Here is a 16,772-nt window from a genome sequence, read left to right as displayed (position 1 = left end):
GAAAAAAGTAACATGAGGAATCGTTTTCATAAGAGAAACAGAAATTATAATTTAAATCATTATTTTGTTATAAATAAAGGGGAGGAAGAACAGATGAAAATTACGTCTTTTGATTTTTGGCAAAAGTTCGGGAAAGCATTATTAGTTGTTGTAGCTGTAATGCCAGCAGCTGGTTTAATGATTTCTATCGGTAAGTTAATTGGGATGTCTGCTGGGGATATTAACGCAGTTCATACAATCGCTCGCGTAATGGAAGACATCGGTTGGGCAATCATTACAAATCTACACATCTTATTCGCAGTAGCAATTGGGGGATCTTGGGCGAAGGATCGCGCAGGTGGTGCATTTGCAGCACTGTTAGCATTCGTCTTAACAAACAGAATTACAGGAGCTATATTTGGCGTAAACGCTGAAATGTTAGCGGATTCAAAAGCGACAGTTTCTTCAGTATTAGCAGGAGATTTAGTTGTAAAAGATTACTTTACTTCTGTACTTGGTGCACCAGCATTAAACATGGGAGTTTTCGTAGGGATTATCACAGGTTTCTTAGGAGCTACTCTATATAACAAATATTATAACTATAATAAACTGCCACAGGCATTAGCATTCTTTAATGGAAAACGATTCGTACCATTCGTTGTAATTGTTTGGTCTACAGTCACTGCAATTGTATTATCACTTTTATGGCCGTTCATCCAAAGTGGATTAAATGAATTCGGTCGCTGGATTGCAGCATCTAAAGATAGTGCGCCAGTTGTTGCACCGTTCGTATATGGAACGTTAGAGCGTTTATTATTACCATTTGGATTACATCATATGTTAACGATTCCGATGAACTACACAGAGCTAGGCGGAACATATACGATGTTAACTGGCTCAAAAGTTGGACAAATTGTAGCAGGACAAGATCCATTATGGCTTGCATGGATTACAGACTTAAATAATTTACTAGCAAATGGAGATACGAAAGCATATAACGATTTATTAAATAACGTTGTACCAGCTCGTTTCAAAGCTGGACAAGTTATCGGCTCAACAGCAGCGTTAATGGGGATTGCGTTTGCGATGTTCCGTAATGTTGATAAAGAAAAACGTGCAAAATATAAACCAATGTTCTTATCAGCAGCATTAGCAGTATTCTTAACAGGTGTAACAGAGCCAATCGAATTCATGTTCATGTTTATTGCTCCAGTATTATATGTTGTATATGCAATTACAACAGGGCTTGCATTCGCATTAGCAGATCTAATTAACTTACGTGTTCACGCATTCGGATTTATTGAGTTAATTACTCGTACACCAATGATGGTTAACGCAGGTTTAACAAGAGATTTAATCAATTTCGTTATCGTTTCATTAGTGTTCTTCGGTCTTAACTTTACATTATTCAACTTCTTAATTAAAAAGTTCAATTTACCAACACCAGGTCGTGCGGGTAACTATATTGATAATGAAGATGAGGCATCAGAAGGAACAGGAAATGTACAAGATGGTTCATTAGCAACAAAAGTTATCGATTTATTAGGTGGAAAAGAAAATATTGCTGACGTAGATGCTTGTATGACACGTTTACGTGTAACAGTAAAAGATTTAGATGTTGTTGCACCAGAAGCACAATGGAAACAAAATGGTGCTTTAGGACTTATCGTAAAAGATAAAGGTGTACAAGCAGTATATGGCCCGAAAGCTGACGTATTAAAGTCAGACATTCAAGATATGTTAGGTGCGTAATAATATGAAATTGCTAACTTTAAATTGTCACTCTTGGCAAGAAGAGAATCAAATTGAAAAAATAAAGTATCTTGCTAAAGTAATTCAAGAAGAAGATTATGATGTGATCGCATTGCAAGAAGTAAGTCAGTCTATACAAGCTGAAAATGTATGCGGTAACAAGAAAAAAGATAATTTTGGACTTTTACTGCTAGAAGAGTTAAGAGCATTAAATGTAAAAGAATACAATATTATTTGGGATTTCTCTCATATTGGATATGATGTGTACGAGGAAGGATTAGCAATTATAACAAAGCACAACATTGTAAAGGAAGATACGTTCTTTATCTCAGAAAATAAGGATACAACGTATTGGAAAACACGCAAAATTGTAAGTGCAACAATTGCTTATAATGATAAGAATATAACGTTTTATTCTTGCCATCTTGGCTGGTGGAATGATGAAGAAGAATCATTCAAAGACCAAGTTGATCGTTTAATGGAGCGTGTAAATAGTAATGAACTTTCCTTCTTAATGGGTGATTTTAATAACAATGCTCGTTTGGAAGGAGAGGGTTATGAGTATATGATGCAAAAAGGTTTATATGACACATATGAACTAGCGATAGAGAAGGATGAAGGAACAACTGTCCAAGGTGAAATTGCTGGTTGGGATGAAAATAAACATAATTTGCGAATCGATTTAATATTGTGTAACCAAAGTAAAACAGTTCATTCTTCAAAAGTTATTTTTAATGGCACAAACCGAAATGTAATTTCAGATCATTTCGGTGTAGAGATGCAATTAGACATATAATAGAAGAAATCCTCACAGATTATAAAAAGCTGTGAGGATTTTTTTAGGAATACAAGTATTTCCAAGAGAAAATACTTGTATTTTTTATGACATTTCCTATATATTTGTTATTATTGAATGTAAAACTAATTTGGTCATTTTGTATGCATACTTTTTTCACTTCGTTATATAATGAAGTAAGTGAAATATTTAATGGGAAAAATAGTATGTTTTCGTTTAATCCACGATGTAGAAAGTGATATAATTGCAAAATGCATGTATCATTTTCTAAAGAAGGAAAAATATATAATTAGGTGATAACTTTTATGAAACAAATTTGGCGTATTTATAAGACAGATTTACGGAATGTAGCCAAACATTGGGCTGCAATTGTTATTGTTTTAGGGTTAATGATTTTACCGTCGTTATATGCATGGTTTAACATTAAAGCTTCTTGGGATCCTTACGGAAATACGAAGGGAATCCAGATTGCAGTTTCTAACCAAGATGTTGGATCAAATTTAAGAGGGAAAGATATTAACATCGGGGAAGAAATTGTAGATTCACTTAAGAAGGACAAAAATTTCGGGTGGAAGTTTGTTGATGAAAAGCAAGCAATTTATGGAGTAGAGCGTGGAGATTATTCCGCAAGTATTACTATTCCAAAAGATTTTTCTGAAAAGATTGCAACAGTCTTGAATGAAAATCCACAGAAACCGGAAATTGATTACTATGTAAATGAAAAGGTGAATGCCATTGCACCGAAGATTACAGCTAAAGGTGCATCGGGTCTTACAGAAGAGGTTAGTAAAAACTTTGTTAAAACAGCAAACGGTGAGATTTTTAAAATCTTCAATGACCTTGGAATCGATTTAGAAACTAACTTACCGAGTATTGAGAAGGTCAAGGATCTTGTCTTTAAGTTAGAAGCACAGTTCCCAGAAATGAATACACTTGTGGATAAGGCATTAGATGATGCGACTCGAGCAGAAGATGTTGTGAAAGTAGCACAAAAAGAGTTGCCAGTTGTAGAAAGTGTTATTAATGATGGGCAAGATACACTCAAGAGTTTAGATGCATTTTTTGCAAGAAATGACGAAACGTTAAAACGTGCACCAGGAACTATTAAGAACAATTTAACCGTAATGAAACAGGGGATGGATGGTGCAGCTAAAATCACGGATTATTTAAAAAATCCGGCATTTGATTTTAATATGAATCTTCCGGATGCATCACAGTTACCTAATCTTCCGGAACTGTCTAACAATTTCACTATCCCACAGATACCAGAAATTCCAGCACTTCCACAAATCAACGGTGAAGGTTATAAAAATATTGCTATAAATATTGATCAAACTGTAAACAATGTTTTCAATTCCACTCGTGTTGGAACGGCATATGTGAAAAGTGTTATGGATGGGCTTCAAAATAAGGGTGTGGACCCAGCTGTAGCTCAGAAAAACGTTCAGGATGCTTCAAAACTTCTACAAGACCGTATTGATAGTGTTTCATATTTAATTGATTTCTTTACAACTTTTAAAGAATCAGCTTCAACGGACTTTGGTCAGCAGTTCTTTGGAAACAGAGCGGAAAGTCTAAAAGTGCTTAAAAATTCTATGGTGGATGTTAATAACAGAGTTAAGCATGTAGGAGATTTAATTAGTTCGGGACAAGAAGTTAAACAAGATGTGCGAGATGGTATTAATCAAAAACTAGACACAGTGAATAATTTAGTTAATCAGGCTGAGAAGGACTATAACGCAACATTTGTAGCTGATTTTGAAAAAGCAGTAAGCACAGCTGATCAATTGAAAAATAAAGCTGAAAATTTACATGGAGATGCGCAGCAACTTCAAACAAACTTGAATCAAGATATACAAAAGGCTAATAGTGAAATACAAAAAGGTAGAGATGCATACGAACAGTTTAGAGGTAAATATGATACAGCGAAAAATGATTATGACAGAATAAAAACAGAGCTTCAAAAAGCACAAGAAGATTTAAGTAATAAAGGCGTTAATGGATTAGATTCTACAAAAGTAGCCTTAAATGATTTAAATGGTCAGTTCCAAGCAGGGTGGAATTTAGTTAATGATATGATTCCTGTTATGGAAAATACAAATAAAGTTTTAGCCGATGTGAATAGTGGCAAAAATCTTAATGGCACAATTGCTAAGTTAAATAAAGTAAAAGATGGTTTGCAAAAAGGAATGGATTTAACTGATAAAGGAATTGACGCTATTAATAAAGGTCAAAAACCAGCAGCAGATGTTATTGAAAGTATTAATGAAGTATCTAAAAGTGTTTCATCGCAACTAGGTGACATCTTAGCTAAATATGATTCAGAAATCGTTCCAAACTTTAACGCAGCAATTGCTCGTACAAAAGAGATGTCTAAAAATACATCTCAAATTTTAGGCGAGGCAGATAAGAAGCTTCCAGATGTGAAAAAATTACTTGAAGATTCATCAAAAGGCTTAGTAGATGGTCAAAAGAAAATTGCAGATATTAAAGCTGAAATGCCAGCTACTGAGAAAAAGATTAAAGAATTAGCAGATAAAATTCGTGATTTTGAATCTGAAGAGGATATAAAAGACATCATACGCTTATTAAAGAATGATGTTGAAAAGCAAAGTGACTACTTTGCAAATCCAGTAAATTTAAAAGAGAATAAATTATTTGCAATGCCGAACTACGGTTCAGCAATGTCACCATTCTATACAGTGCTTGCATTATGGGTAGGCGCATTATTAATGGTTTCATTATTAACGGTAGAAGTACACGAAGAGGGCGCGAATTATAAGAGCCATGAAGTTTACTTCGGACGTTTATTAACATTCTTAACGATAGGTCTTTCACAAGCGTTTATCGTATCAATGGGAGATATATTCTTACTCGGTACGTACGTAGTCGATAAGTTCTGGTTTGTGTTATTTAGTTTATTTATTGGGGGAGTATTTGTTTGTATCGTGTACTCACTCGTTTCTATTTTCGGAAACGTTGGGAAATCGATGGCGATTATTTTACTTGTACTACAAGTAGCAGGATCGGGTGGTACGTTCCCAATTCAAATGACACCACCATTCTTCCAAGCGATTTATCCGTTCTTACCATTCACATATGCAATTAGTGCAATTCGTGAAACAGTAGGTGGAATGCTTTGGGATATAGTAATAAGAGATTTACTTGTGTTAAGTGTTTTCGTAGTAGTTATGATTATTGCTGCGTTATTACTGAAAACACCAATTAACAAATCGAGTGAAAAGTTTGTTGAGAACGCAAAAGGAAGTAAAATTATTCATTAAAAATAAAAGGTTCCTACCGATAGTGGTAGGAACCTTTTTGTTTAATCAAATTTTAATTTCTTTAATGCTTCTGCGAATGGATTGTTTAATGGCTCTTCTTCTTTGTTCTGTTGTTTCATATATTTTTGAACGTCGCGCTTATCAGCTTTGCTGCCGGATTCTTTTTTACGTCTCTCTTGGAATGTAGAAAGTTTCTCACGATAGCCACATTTACATGCGAAAATTTGGCCTGCGCCTTCACCACGTAGTTCTAGTTTCTTCTTACATTGCGGACAACGAGCATTTGTTGTACGAGATACATTTTTACGATGACCACACTCACGGTCTTGGCAAACGAGCATTTTACCTTTTTTGCCGTTTACTTCTAACATCGGTTTACCGCAGTCTGGACAAGACTTCGTTGAAATGTTGTCATGTTTATATTTTTTATCACTCGATTTAATTTCAGCAACAATTTCTTTCGTATAGTTCTTCATTTCAGAAATGAATACTTCTTTCTTTAATTTTCCTTTAGCGATAGCTTCTAACTTTTGTTCCCATTCACCAGTTAGTGTAGGAGATTTTAGTTCTTCTGGCACTAAATCAAGTAACTGACGGCCTTTTGAAGTAATATGAATATCTTTACCACGTTTTTCAAGTAAGAACGAATTGAATAACTTGTCGATAATATCAGCTCGTGTAGCTACAGTACCTAATCCACCAGTTGACTTTAACGTGTCAGCAAGTTGTTTGTTTTGCGTATCCATGTATTTTGTTGGGTTTTCCATCGCTGAAAGTAAAGTTGCTTCATTAAAGCGTGCAGGTGCTTTTGTTTGACCTGATGTTTGGACAATTAGTTTTATGTTTAATGTATCGCCTTTTTCGATGCGAGGTAAGATTTGTTCTTTTACATCATCGATTGCATCATCATCTTCAAATCGATTTTCATAAACCTCTTTCCAACCAGCATGTAAAATCGTTTTTCCACGTGCGATGAACGTTTCGTCACCAATTTTCGTGCGCAATGTTAGTTGTTCATATTCAAAGGCCGGGAATAAAACAGCTAAGAAACGTTTTACAACTAAGTCATAAATTTTACGTTCTTTATCTGTGAAAGCTGAGAAGTTTACATAGCTCTCTGTTGGAATAATTGCGTGATGATCGCTTACTTTGCTATCATCAACAAATGATTTATTAGATTTTACAGGTTTCTGCAATACTTTATGTGCTAAAGGACGGTATTCTCCAACTCCGCACGCTTTCAGACGTTCTGGAAGTGTGCCGACAATATCAGATGAAATATAGCGTGAATCTGTACGAGGGTACGTTAAAACTTTATGCTGTTCATATAATTTTTGCATAATGTTTAATGTTTCTTTCGCAGAATAGCCAAATATTTTATTCGCATCACGTTGTAGCTCAGTTAAATCGTAAAGACCAGGAGCGAACGATTTCTTTTGCTTTTTATCAATGTCTACAACAGTAGCATTTTGCTTACTGATTTTGTTCACGAGTGCATCGATTTTTTCTTTATTGAAGCTGCGACTATTTCCTTTTGTATCTTGCCAAGTTAGTTTTAATCTCTCAGCTGTTTGAGCTTCGATACCATAGTAAGTTTGAGCTTTGAAATGTTTAATTTCATCTTCACGGCTTGCAATCATGGCTACAGTAGGTGTTTGGACACGACCACAATTTAGTTGAGCATTAAAGCGAGTAGTTAATGCTCGAGTCGCATTAAGGCCGATATACCAGTCAGCCTCTGAACGTGCGACAGCAGAAGCGTATAGATTGTCATATGCTTTTCCTGGTTTTAAATTTGCGAAGCCATCTTTAATTGCTTTATCGGTAACAGATGAAATCCATAGACGTTTAATTGGTTTCTGCATTTTAACTTTATCGATAATCCAGCGTGCGACCAACTCTCCCTCACGACCGGCGTCAGTAGCTATAATGATTTCATTTACATCTTTTCTAAGAAGCTGACTTTTTACAGCGTTAAACTGTTTCCCTGTTTGTTTAATAACGGTTAGTTTTAAACGCTCCGGTAGCATTGGTAAATCTTCTAAATTCCACTGTTTATATTTCACATCATAGCTTTCTGGATCAGCTAATGTAACGAGATGACCTAAAGCCCAAGTAACAATATATTTACTACCTTCAAGATAGCCGTTCCCTTTTTTATCACATTTCAGTACACGTGCGATATCACGTGCAACAGAAGGTTTTTCAGCAATTACAATACTTTTTGCCATATTTAAAAACATCCTTTCAAATTTCCATACGTTAAATATAGCATACATCTTTATTCTATTCAGTCTTGCTGACGGTTTGAGTTATTTGTGATGAAATATACCGAGGAGGGTTTTACTTATATAAATGTCAGATTTTAAGGGGTATCCATTGACATTGTAAATGAATTTCATTTTTATTATATAAAGGCGAAGAATGGTTGGACCAGGAGAGTTATGATCTCTATCATTCTATAGAAGGAAAGAACTTGTTATTTTACTAGAATAAGAGTAGACTTTGAAGTAGATGAATAATAAACACATGGGAGTTTGTGGATGCAAACTGAGAGTATGACTACTAGTCCGTCATTGACCATTTGAACCTGTTGGATAATGCCAGCGTAGGGAGAGTGTAAAAGCACATGTTCAGGCACTTTGCGTACGCGCAAAGTGCCTTTTTGTGTATCTCCCATCACTATAGTTAGGAGATGAAAAGGATGAATATGAAAGAAATTAGTAAAGTAGTGGATTTGGTAAGAGAGTCTAATCCGCTCGTTCATAATATTACAAATGTTGTTGTAACAAATTTTACAGCAAACGGTTTATTAGCATTAGGGGCATCGCCTGTAATGGCGTATGCAAAAGAAGAAGTAGCAGAAATGGCTAGCATTGCGGGAGCTCTTGTTTTAAATATGGGTACACTTCGTTCTGAAGAGGTAGAAGCGATGTTACTTGCTGGCAAATCGGCAAATACAAATGGTGTACCAGTATTATTTGATCCGGTTGGGGCAGGGGCAACTTCTTATCGAACAGAAGTTGCGAGACATATTCCAGCTGAAATCGACTTAGCAGTTATCCGCGGAAATGCAGCTGAAATTGCTAATGTTATTAATGAAAAATGGGAAATTAAAGGTGTAGACGCTGGTACTGGAAATGGTAATGTTGTAAATATTGCAAAACAGGCAGCGGATGAATTAAATACAGTTGCGGTAATTACTGGAGAAGAAGACGTTGTTACAGATGGAGAGCGAACTATTCTTATTCGAAATGGCCATCCTATTTTAACGAAAGTGACTGGAACAGGTTGTTTACTAACTTCTGTAATAGGAGCATTTGTAGCAGTAGAAAAGGATTATGTAAAGGCAACAGTGGCAGCATTAATATTCTATGGAGTAGCAGCAGAAATAGCGGCTTCGAAAACAGTAAAGAATGGACCAGGAAGTTTCCAAATTGAATTTTTAAATCAGTTAGCGAATACAACTTCAGATGATATTAAGAAATATGGGAAGATTGAGGTTATATAGTAAGGAGGGGAACTAGATGCCGCGTATTACAAAGGCTGAAATGTCTAGATTATTATCGGTATATTTTATTATGGGAAGTAACAATTGTACGAAGGAGCCACTACAAGTATTGAGAGATGCACTTGAAGGCGGTATAACAATTTTTCAATTTCGTGAAAAGGGGGAAGGCGCTTTAACGGGAGAGAAACGTATTTGTTTCGCAAAAGAACTACAAGCAATTTGTAAGGAGTACGGTGTACCATTCATCGTAAATGATGATGTGGAACTAGCTCTTGAGTTAGATGCAGATGGCGTGCATGTTGGACAAGATGATGAAGGAATTACTTCTGTTCGTGAAAAAATGGGAGATAAAATTGTTGGCGTATCTACCCATACAATTGAAGAAGCACGCTGGGCAATTGAAAACGGAGCTGATTATTTAGGTGTTGGCCCTATTTTCCCAACGAGTACGAAAAAAGATACGAAAGCAGTTCAAGGAACGAAAGGTTTAGCCCACTTTAGAGAACAAGGAATTATGATACCGATTGTTGGTATCGGTGGGATTACGATTGAAAATACTGCTTCGGTTATAGAAGCCGGTGCGGATGGTGTCTCTGTTATTTCTGCGATTAGTTTAGCGGAATCTGCGTATGAGAGTACGAAGAAGCTAGTAGAGGAAGTAAGTAAGAGTTTGTAGATTTGTAAAAAAGTTGTTTCGTTTATTTAAACAAACGTTTGATTAAAAAAGCACAAACCTTTTAAAATTGTAGGTTTGTGCTTTAATTTAAAACATAATTGAAATTAAGAGCATTCCAATTCCGATAGAAGTAAAGGTTGCGATTAGGCCAGGAATCATAAAGCTATGATTTAAAACATACTTACCAATTCCTGTTGTACCAGTGCGATCAAAATTAATTGCAGCAACGATTGTCCCGTAGTTTGGAATGAAGAAGTATCCATTTACTGCAGGGAACATTGCAATTAGTAAAGCTGGTGGAATACCAAGTGATAGTCCAAGTGGCATTAAAGCACGAACTGTTGCTGCTTGGCTATACAGTAAAATAGATAGAATGAATAATGCGATAGCAAACAGCCATGGTGCACTAGTCACTAAGTGTTGAATTGATCCTTGAATCATATTTAAGTTTCCGTTGAAGAACGTATCTCCCATCCAAGCGATACCAAAAATAGCAACAACTGCTGTTGCCCCCGCTTTAAAGACGTTACCAGACACAATGCTTTCTACATTTGGTTTACAGAAAATAATAATAAGAGCTGCGATAGTTAACATAACCATTTCAATTGTGTTTGGCATGGAAAGACGAGCTAACTTCCCGTCAACCATCCATCCCGGACGAAGTGCTTCAAATGAACCAAGAAGTACGACAAGGAAAGTTCCTACTAGGAAAAGGATAACTGATAATTTAGCGCCTTTTGCACCCACAAATTCTTTTTTCTCTTCAAGTTTAGGGATCATTCCCTCTTTTAATCGCTTCAAGTATTCAGGATCTTCATTTAATTCTTTTCCCATTTTACTAGCAACGAATGCAGCTACCATACAAGCGATGAAAGTAGAAGGGATACTGACTTTTAAAATATCTAACAAGGTGATTTTATAGTCGGCTAACATTGCTAAAAGTGCAACTGTTGCAGCCGATATTGGACTAGCTGTAATTGCCTGCTGTGAAGCGATAACGGCAATTGACATAGGTCGTTCAGGTCTAATTCCTGATTCACGAGATACTTCGGCGATAACAGGAAGTACAGAATAAGCGACATGACCTGTTCCTGCGCATAGTGTGAATAAATAAGTAACAATAGGAGCAAAGAATGTAATGCGCTTTGGGTTTTTTCGTAATGCTTTCTCAGCGAGATGGACAAGATAATCCATTCCTCCAGCAGCTTGCAAAGCACCGGCAGCTGTAATTACTGCTAAAATCATAAGCATTACATCAATAGGAGGAGCTGTAGGTTGTAAGTGGAAGACGAAAACAAGTATTGCCATACCAACGCCACCCATTACTCCTAGACCAACTCCACCTAAGCGTGCGCCAATAAAAATGCAGAGTAGTAACGTAAGAAATTGTAGCCAAAACATAATAAACTACCTCCGAAATTCGTAAGTTAAGATATATTCGAATAGTTTAATTTGAATGAAAATTAAATGAATATCCGGAATAATCCTTGTGTTGTATACGTTTTTTATTATATAACACAAGAAATGTAACATTCACGAACTTTGTTAAATTATTTCGAAAAAATAATACATTAAAACTTTATATTTGTATCTCTAAATAAGTGGACATTTTAATTTTTATGTTGTAATCTTTGAAAGAGAATATTTTAATTCTCATAGAACTCCCATATCGTTCAACTCGTTCAGCGAGAAAGGCAAACTGATGGAAACATGAGGACGCAAAACTACAGGGGCTAAGGTCAAACGACTATGCTAGCCAGTTACCGGACGGATAGGGTTGGTCTTGACCAATGCTCTTTTCATTGGTCTTTTTTTTATTTGTAGACAAATGAGAATTGTTGTCATTTATTAATAAGGTTTATATTTTAATAGTTTTACTTTAAATTAAGTTAATTAAGAAAGGTGATGTTAATGAAAAAATATTGGCACAAGCTATCATTTCTTCAAAAAAATGTATTGTTAACTGTGTTAGTTATTTTGACGCTTGTTGGTACTATGGGAGCGTTAAGTTTTAACATGTTTCAAAATAGTATGATGTCTATATTTGAAAGGCATTCTTTTGAAACAGGAGATACGATATTACATAAATTAGACGCGGAAATATTGAGAGATGTTGCAAAAGACCCAACGGCAGAAAGAGAAAAGAGAGAGAAGTTAACAGAGAAATTAGATGAATCAACGGAAGAATTGAACAGTGTTGGACAAACGTATATTGTTGGAGCGAAAAAAAATGAAAAAGGTGAGCTACAAATCATTGATTTGTCTACAGGTTTAGCAAATGTTGTTGAAGTAAGGCCGGGAGAATATTATAAACAACCAGATCTTTGGATGGAAGCATATGATAAAGTAATGAGCACAAAAAAAGCAAACATGACAGAAGTATATGAAGACGCATTAGGAACATGGGTAACGATATTAGAGCCGATTAAAGATGGAGAAGGTAACATTGTGGCACTTGTTGCAGCTGATGTAGATGCTTCTATTGTTCCTAGTACAAAAGAAAAGTTCATTATACAAGGCTTAATGTTTATTTGTATTTCTGTTTTAATTGCAACTGTTATTCAATTCTTAATTGTGCGTAACGCACTTGCTCCATTACGGGATTTGCGTGAAGGATTGCGCAGAGTCGGTGAAGGTGATTTAAGTATTAAATTAGAGGAAAGACCAGATGATATTGGTATTATTAATGCGTATTTTAATAATACCATTGAGAAGTTTAAAGGAATTATAGATAAAGTGAAGCAGACAGCAGAACAGGTTTCCTTATCTTCGCAAGAATTGTCAGTGAGTACGAAAGAGAATAGCATGGCAGTCCAAGGAATCGTAAGTTCTATAGTTGAGTTAAGGGCTGGCGTTCAATCACAAGAAACTTCAGTACCAAAGTATTTAGGTATTGTATATGAAATGGAAGATAGGATGGAAGAGATAACTAATACTGCAAAACAAATGGCGAAAGAGTCTGAAGGTACGAAGCATCATTCAATAAAAGAAAATGGTGTTATTGAACAAATCATTAATCAAATGAGTTTAATCCAAAATGCAGTACAAGATTTATCTTCTATCATTTACTCGTTAGAAACAAGGTCAAAAGAAATAAGTGACATTGTAACTGTAATTACAGGTATTTCAAATCAAACGAACTTACTAGCTTTAAATGCTTCCATTGAAGCATCACGTGCTGGGGCAGCTGGGCGAGGATTTGCAGTTGTTGCCGATGAAGTTCGTAAATTAGCAGAGAAAACGGAAGCATCAGCAAAAGACATAGCTAAATTAATAGGGGAAACACAAGTTGAAACGGAAGAAGCTGTTGTTTCAATACAAAAAGCTTCAAAAGAAGTAGAATCCGGAATTAAACTTTTTCAAAGTAGTGGTGCTTTCTTTGAAAAAATTTCAAAATCAGCACAATCTGTTACAAATCAAGTTAGAGTTGTTTCTAGCAATTCAAGTGATATATTGCAAAATAGCCAAAATATTGTTCGTGTTGTAAATGAACTATCACTTATTGCAAATACGTATGCAAATAGTAGTAATAATATTGAAGAAAGTATGAAAGAACAGGAAATGTCTGTACAAGATATTGCTGAATTAGCCAGTTCTTTAAGCTGGCTTTCACAGGAGTTACAAGAGTTAATAGGGGAATTCAAAAGTTAAATGAAATGATTATACGTGCTTTTGTTTGTTCAATAAAATGAATCATGCTACAATGAAAACGAATTAAGAACCGGGGAGCCAATTGGCTGAGAGGATGTAAGTATACATCGACCCTCAACCTGATCTGGATAATGCCAGCGTAGGGAGTTACTTTAAAGTGATGTAGCATAAGTTATTATAGAATAACTTGTATACAAGGCTTTCCTACATGATAGGAAAGCCTTTTCTTTTTTTGAAAACATATTTTGTAAGGGGGATTTTATTATGTCACAACAAGTTACAATTTCATTTTCAGTAGTACCACAAGCGAAGAACAAAGATGTGTATTCCGTTGTTGATAAAGCAATTGAAGTTGTACAACAGTCGGGAGTTCGTTATGAAGTAGGAGCAATGGAAACAACGTTGGAAGGAGAATTAGATGTACTTCTTGACGTCATTAAACGCGCGCAACAAGCTTGCGTCGATGCTGGAGCAGAAGAAGTAATCACTTCTATTAAAATTCACTATCGTCCAAGTACGGGCGTAACGATTGACGAAAAAGTTTGGAAGTACCGTGATGAATATGCAAAACCAGAAGCGATCTAAAATAATTACAACAATTTGGCTTATCCTTCTCATTGCTATATGGGAAGGATCTGTTTCATTATTTAAAATTGAGCCGTGGATTTTACCGAAGCCGTCTGCAATTGTGCAAGAGTTAATTGGAATGAAAGATTTACTATTACCGAATACAGTGCAAACGTTACAGGAAGTAATAATTGGGTTGTTTTTTGCAATTATACTTGGGACAAGTATTGCTATCATTATGGATGTTATCCCTTTATTTCGGATTTTAATGAATCCGTTGCTTGTTATTTCGCAAACAATTCCCATCGTTGTGCTCGCTCCATTATTTATTATTTGGTTTGGGTACGGAATGTTGCCAAAAGTAATGGTTGTTATTCTTGTTTGTTTCTTCCCAATTGCGCTTAGCATTTTAGAAGGTTTCCAAACGGTAGATAAAAATATGCTGAAGTTGTTACAAACGATGAAGGCGACAAAGTGGCAAATTTATCAGAAAGTAAAATTTCCAGCAGTGCTCCCGTACTTTTTCTCAGGTTTAAAAATAGCTGTTACATATAGTGTGATGGGAGCGATTATTGGGGAATGGCTTGGTGCCAGTGAAGGATTAGGGGTTATGCTTACAAGAGCAACAAAATCCTTTTTAACGGCTCGAGTATTTGGTGTTGCAGCGATTATCGTCATGGTGACATTATGCCTGTACTTTATTGTTGAATTTATGGCAAGAATAACAGCACCATGGATATACAGAAAGGGCGGCAGAAAATGAAAAAAGGTTTAAAAATTATGTTAGCTGCATTATTAGCAGTTGGTGTTGCAGGATGTAATCCGGCGAAGAAAGAAGAAAGTTCAAGTAAAGATAAAAAAGTAAAAGTCGTTTTAGATTGGTTTCCAAATACGAATCATACTGGCTTATATGTAGCGCAAACGAAAGATTATTACAAAAAGCAAGGGCTTGATGTAGAAATTATCCAGCCTGGTGATAATGTAACGGCAGAGCAGATGATTGCTTCTGGGAAAGCAGACTTTGCGATAAGTGCACAAGAAAATGTAACATTAGCTCGTGTTGAAGGAATCCCAGTTGTTTCTGTTGGTGCAATTATTCAGCATAATACCTCTGCTTTTGCATCGCTAAAAAAAGATAATATGACGTCACCGAAGGATTTTGAAGGTAAACGTTATGGCGGCTGGGGAGGACCAGCAGAAGAAGCGACGTTAAAAACGATTATGGAGAAACATCAAGCTGATTTTAATAAAGTCGAAAAAATTATTCTTGGACAAACAGACTTCTTCAAATCGATCGGTCGTGATGCAGATTTCGAATGGATTTATTACGGATGGGATGGAATTGAAGCGAAGCGTCAAGGAAAAGAGTTAAATACGATTATGGTGAAAGACTTAGATCCAGCGCTTGATTTCTATAGTCCTGTTATTATTACAAGTGAAAAACATACGAAGCAAGATAAAGACTTTGTGAAAAAGTTTATGACTGCAACGACAGAAGGTTATGATTTTGCAATTAAAGAACCGAAAGAAGCTGCGGATATTTTAATTAAAGCTGTTCCAGATGTGAATAAAGAATTAGTGCAAGAAAGTCAAAAGTGGTTAAGTACAAAGTATCAAGATGATGCAAAAGCGTGGGGAGTACAGAAGGAAGAAGTTTGGACGAATTACATGAATTTCTTATATGACAACAAAGTTATTAAAAAGAAAATCGATGTAAAAGATGCCTTTACAAATGAATTCCTTCCAAGTGAAAAATGAGTGGATTACAAATAAAAGATATTGTAAAAGCTTTCGATGGAAAGAATGTATTAGCAAAGATTAGTGCTTCTATACAGGAGGGGGAATTCGTCTCTTTTGTAGGTCCAAGTGGTTGTGGAAAAAGCACTTTGTTAAATATGATCGCGAGTGTTGAAGAGCCAACGAGTGGAGAGGTATTTTATAACGAGGAACATGTGAAAAAACAAGATGTTGTAAGTTATATGCCGCAACAAGATTTATTACTACCGTGGCGATCGGCTTTGCAAAATATAGTACTTCCATTGGAAATCGAAGGGAAGCCTAAAAAGCAAAGGCTAGCAGAAGGAATGGAAGCATTAAAGCAGTTTGAGCTAGATGAATATGCGGATCATTATCCAGATGAGTTATCAGGTGGCATGCGTCAAAGAATTAGTTTCCTTCGCACATATTTATGTGAAAAGCCAATTATGCTGCTGGATGAGCCTTTTGGAAAATTAGATGCATTTACAAAAATGGAAGTACACAGTTGGCTTTTAAATTCTTGGCATCAAGAAAAGCAGACAATTGTTATGGTTACACATGACTTAGATGAGGCAATTTTACTTTCTGATCGCATATTTATTTTATCTCAAAGACCAGCATCAATTGTTGGAGAGGTACAAGTGAAATTACTTAGGCCACGAACGATGGATATGTTAACATCACTTGAGTTAAAGAAGGATAAGGAAGAAACTTTAAGAGTATTAGCTCCTTACATGAAGAAATAGAAAAAGTCTTTTAACAGTTTTTGGTATAATTACTGTTAAGAGGCTTTTTTAT

The 16,772-nt window shown here is 35.6% G+C and carries 12 protein-coding genes and 3 riboswitches; of the genes, 10 read left to right on the top strand and 2 right to left on the bottom strand.

Annotated features, from left to right (window positions below; all coding sequences use genetic code 11):
* Positions 1-93 precede the first annotated feature (93 nt).
* From MRBLBA3_RS07245 to MRBLBA3_RS07235, 3 genes are all read left to right on the top strand, one after another.
* Complete coding sequence (locus tag MRBLBA3_RS07245; RefSeq protein WP_000705548.1) at positions 94-1,731, top strand: PTS transporter subunit IIBC; 1,638 nt, start codon at positions 94-96, stop codon at positions 1,729-1,731.
* Between the two features lie 4 nt (positions 1,732-1,735).
* A complete protein-coding gene (locus MRBLBA3_RS07240) occupies positions 1,736-2,527 on the top strand; it encodes an endonuclease/exonuclease/phosphatase family protein (RefSeq protein ID WP_044739883.1) in 792 nt (263 codons plus the stop codon).
* Positions 2,528-2,832: 305 nt separating this feature from the next.
* Positions 2,833-5,811, top strand: a complete 2,979-nt coding sequence (locus tag MRBLBA3_RS07235; protein ID WP_363380441.1) for a YhgE/Pip domain-containing protein — start codon at positions 2,833-2,835, stop codon at positions 5,809-5,811.
* Between the two features lie 41 nt (positions 5,812-5,852).
* Here MRBLBA3_RS07235 and topB read toward each other — a convergent pair whose 3' ends face one another.
* On the bottom strand, positions 5,853-8,042 hold the full coding sequence (topB, locus tag MRBLBA3_RS07230; RefSeq protein ID WP_016128273.1) for a DNA topoisomerase III: 2,190 nt from the start codon (positions 8,040-8,042) through the stop codon (positions 5,853-5,855).
* Positions 8,043-8,330: 288 nt separating this feature from the next.
* Positions 8,331-8,443, top strand: a riboswitch (TPP riboswitch).
* A gap of 72 nt (positions 8,444-8,515) precedes the next feature.
* Between topB and thiM the strand changes: the two genes are divergently transcribed.
* Entirely contained in the window at positions 8,516-9,322 is an 807-nt protein-coding gene (gene thiM, locus MRBLBA3_RS07225; RefSeq protein WP_242399565.1) for a hydroxyethylthiazole kinase, read from the top strand.
* 16 nt (positions 9,323-9,338) lie between these two features.
* A complete protein-coding gene (thiE, locus tag MRBLBA3_RS07220) occupies positions 9,339-9,998 on the top strand; it encodes a thiamine phosphate synthase (protein WP_071735271.1) in 660 nt (219 codons plus the stop codon).
* 87 nt (positions 9,999-10,085) lie between these two features.
* Here the strand turns inward: thiE and MRBLBA3_RS07215 are convergent, their stop codons facing one another.
* Entirely contained in the window at positions 10,086-11,399 is a 1,314-nt protein-coding gene (locus MRBLBA3_RS07215) for an anaerobic C4-dicarboxylate transporter family protein (protein ID WP_000498716.1), read from the bottom strand.
* Between the two features lie 282 nt (positions 11,400-11,681).
* Positions 11,682-11,766, top strand: a riboswitch (cyclic di-GMP riboswitch).
* A 143-nt stretch (positions 11,767-11,909) separates the two neighbouring features.
* Here MRBLBA3_RS07215 and MRBLBA3_RS07210 point away from each other — a divergent pair.
* The 5 genes from MRBLBA3_RS07210 (at position 11,910) to MRBLBA3_RS07190 (ending at position 16,720) form a co-directional block, all read left to right on the top strand.
* Positions 11,910-13,649, top strand: a complete 1,740-nt coding sequence (locus MRBLBA3_RS07210; protein ID WP_000761088.1) for a methyl-accepting chemotaxis protein — start codon at positions 11,910-11,912, stop codon at positions 13,647-13,649.
* A 61-nt stretch (positions 13,650-13,710) separates the two neighbouring features.
* A riboswitch (TPP riboswitch) is annotated at positions 13,711-13,812 on the top strand.
* A 101-nt stretch (positions 13,813-13,913) separates the two neighbouring features.
* On the top strand, positions 13,914-14,234 hold the full coding sequence (locus tag MRBLBA3_RS07205; protein ID WP_000082898.1) for an MTH1187 family thiamine-binding protein: 321 nt from the start codon (positions 13,914-13,916) through the stop codon (positions 14,232-14,234).
* A complete protein-coding gene (locus MRBLBA3_RS07200; protein ID WP_001057173.1) occupies positions 14,206-14,979 on the top strand; it encodes an ABC transporter permease in 774 nt (257 codons plus the stop codon). Before MRBLBA3_RS07205 ends, MRBLBA3_RS07200 begins: the two co-directional genes overlap by 29 nt.
* Positions 14,976-15,974 carry an ABC transporter substrate-binding protein gene (locus tag MRBLBA3_RS07195; protein WP_000715541.1) on the top strand — a complete coding sequence of 333 codons (999 nt, stop codon included), beginning with the start codon at positions 14,976-14,978 and terminating at the stop codon, positions 15,972-15,974. Before MRBLBA3_RS07200 ends, MRBLBA3_RS07195 begins: the two co-directional genes overlap by 4 nt.
* Positions 15,971-16,720 carry an ABC transporter ATP-binding protein gene (locus MRBLBA3_RS07190; RefSeq protein ID WP_363380434.1) on the top strand — a complete coding sequence of 250 codons (750 nt, stop codon included), beginning with the start codon at positions 15,971-15,973 and terminating at the stop codon, positions 16,718-16,720. The genes MRBLBA3_RS07195 and MRBLBA3_RS07190 overlap by 4 nt, the downstream gene beginning before the upstream one ends.
* Positions 16,721-16,772: the final 52 nt, after the last annotated feature.

The organism is Bacillus sp. LBA3-1-1.1 (assembly GCF_040676495.1).
GTDB classification, from domain to species: Bacteria; Bacillota; Bacilli; order Bacillales; family Bacillaceae_G; genus Bacillus_A; species Bacillus_A nitratireducens.
The sequence above is the reverse complement of the archived record's forward strand: the minus strand, read 5'-3'. Positions and strand labels throughout refer to the sequence as shown.

Coding starts and splice junctions, on each gene's coding strand:
- MRBLBA3_RS07245 (WP_000705548.1), top strand. CDS start 94: ATGAAAATTACGTCTTTTGATTTTTGGCAAAAGTTCGGGAAAGCATTA.
- MRBLBA3_RS07240 (WP_044739883.1), top strand. CDS start 1,736: ATGAAATTGCTAACTTTAAATTGTCACTCTTGGCAAGAAGAGAATCAA.
- MRBLBA3_RS07235 (WP_363380441.1), top strand. CDS start 2,833: ATGAAACAAATTTGGCGTATTTATAAGACAGATTTACGGAATGTAGCC.
- topB (WP_016128273.1), bottom strand. CDS start 8,042: ATGGCAAAAAGTATTGTAATTGCTGAAAAACCTTCTGTTGCACGTGAT.
- thiM (WP_242399565.1), top strand. CDS start 8,516: ATGAATATGAAAGAAATTAGTAAAGTAGTGGATTTGGTAAGAGAGTCT.
- thiE (WP_071735271.1), top strand. CDS start 9,339: ATGCCGCGTATTACAAAGGCTGAAATGTCTAGATTATTATCGGTATAT.
- MRBLBA3_RS07215 (WP_000498716.1), bottom strand. CDS start 11,399: ATGTTTTGGCTACAATTTCTTACGTTACTACTCTGCATTTTTATTGGC.
- MRBLBA3_RS07210 (WP_000761088.1), top strand. CDS start 11,910: ATGAAAAAATATTGGCACAAGCTATCATTTCTTCAAAAAAATGTATTG.
- MRBLBA3_RS07205 (WP_000082898.1), top strand. CDS start 13,914: ATGTCACAACAAGTTACAATTTCATTTTCAGTAGTACCACAAGCGAAG.
- MRBLBA3_RS07200 (WP_001057173.1), top strand. CDS start 14,206: ATGAATATGCAAAACCAGAAGCGATCTAAAATAATTACAACAATTTGG.
- MRBLBA3_RS07195 (WP_000715541.1), top strand. CDS start 14,976: ATGAAAAAAGGTTTAAAAATTATGTTAGCTGCATTATTAGCAGTTGGT.
- MRBLBA3_RS07190 (WP_363380434.1), top strand. CDS start 15,971: ATGAGTGGATTACAAATAAAAGATATTGTAAAAGCTTTCGATGGAAAG.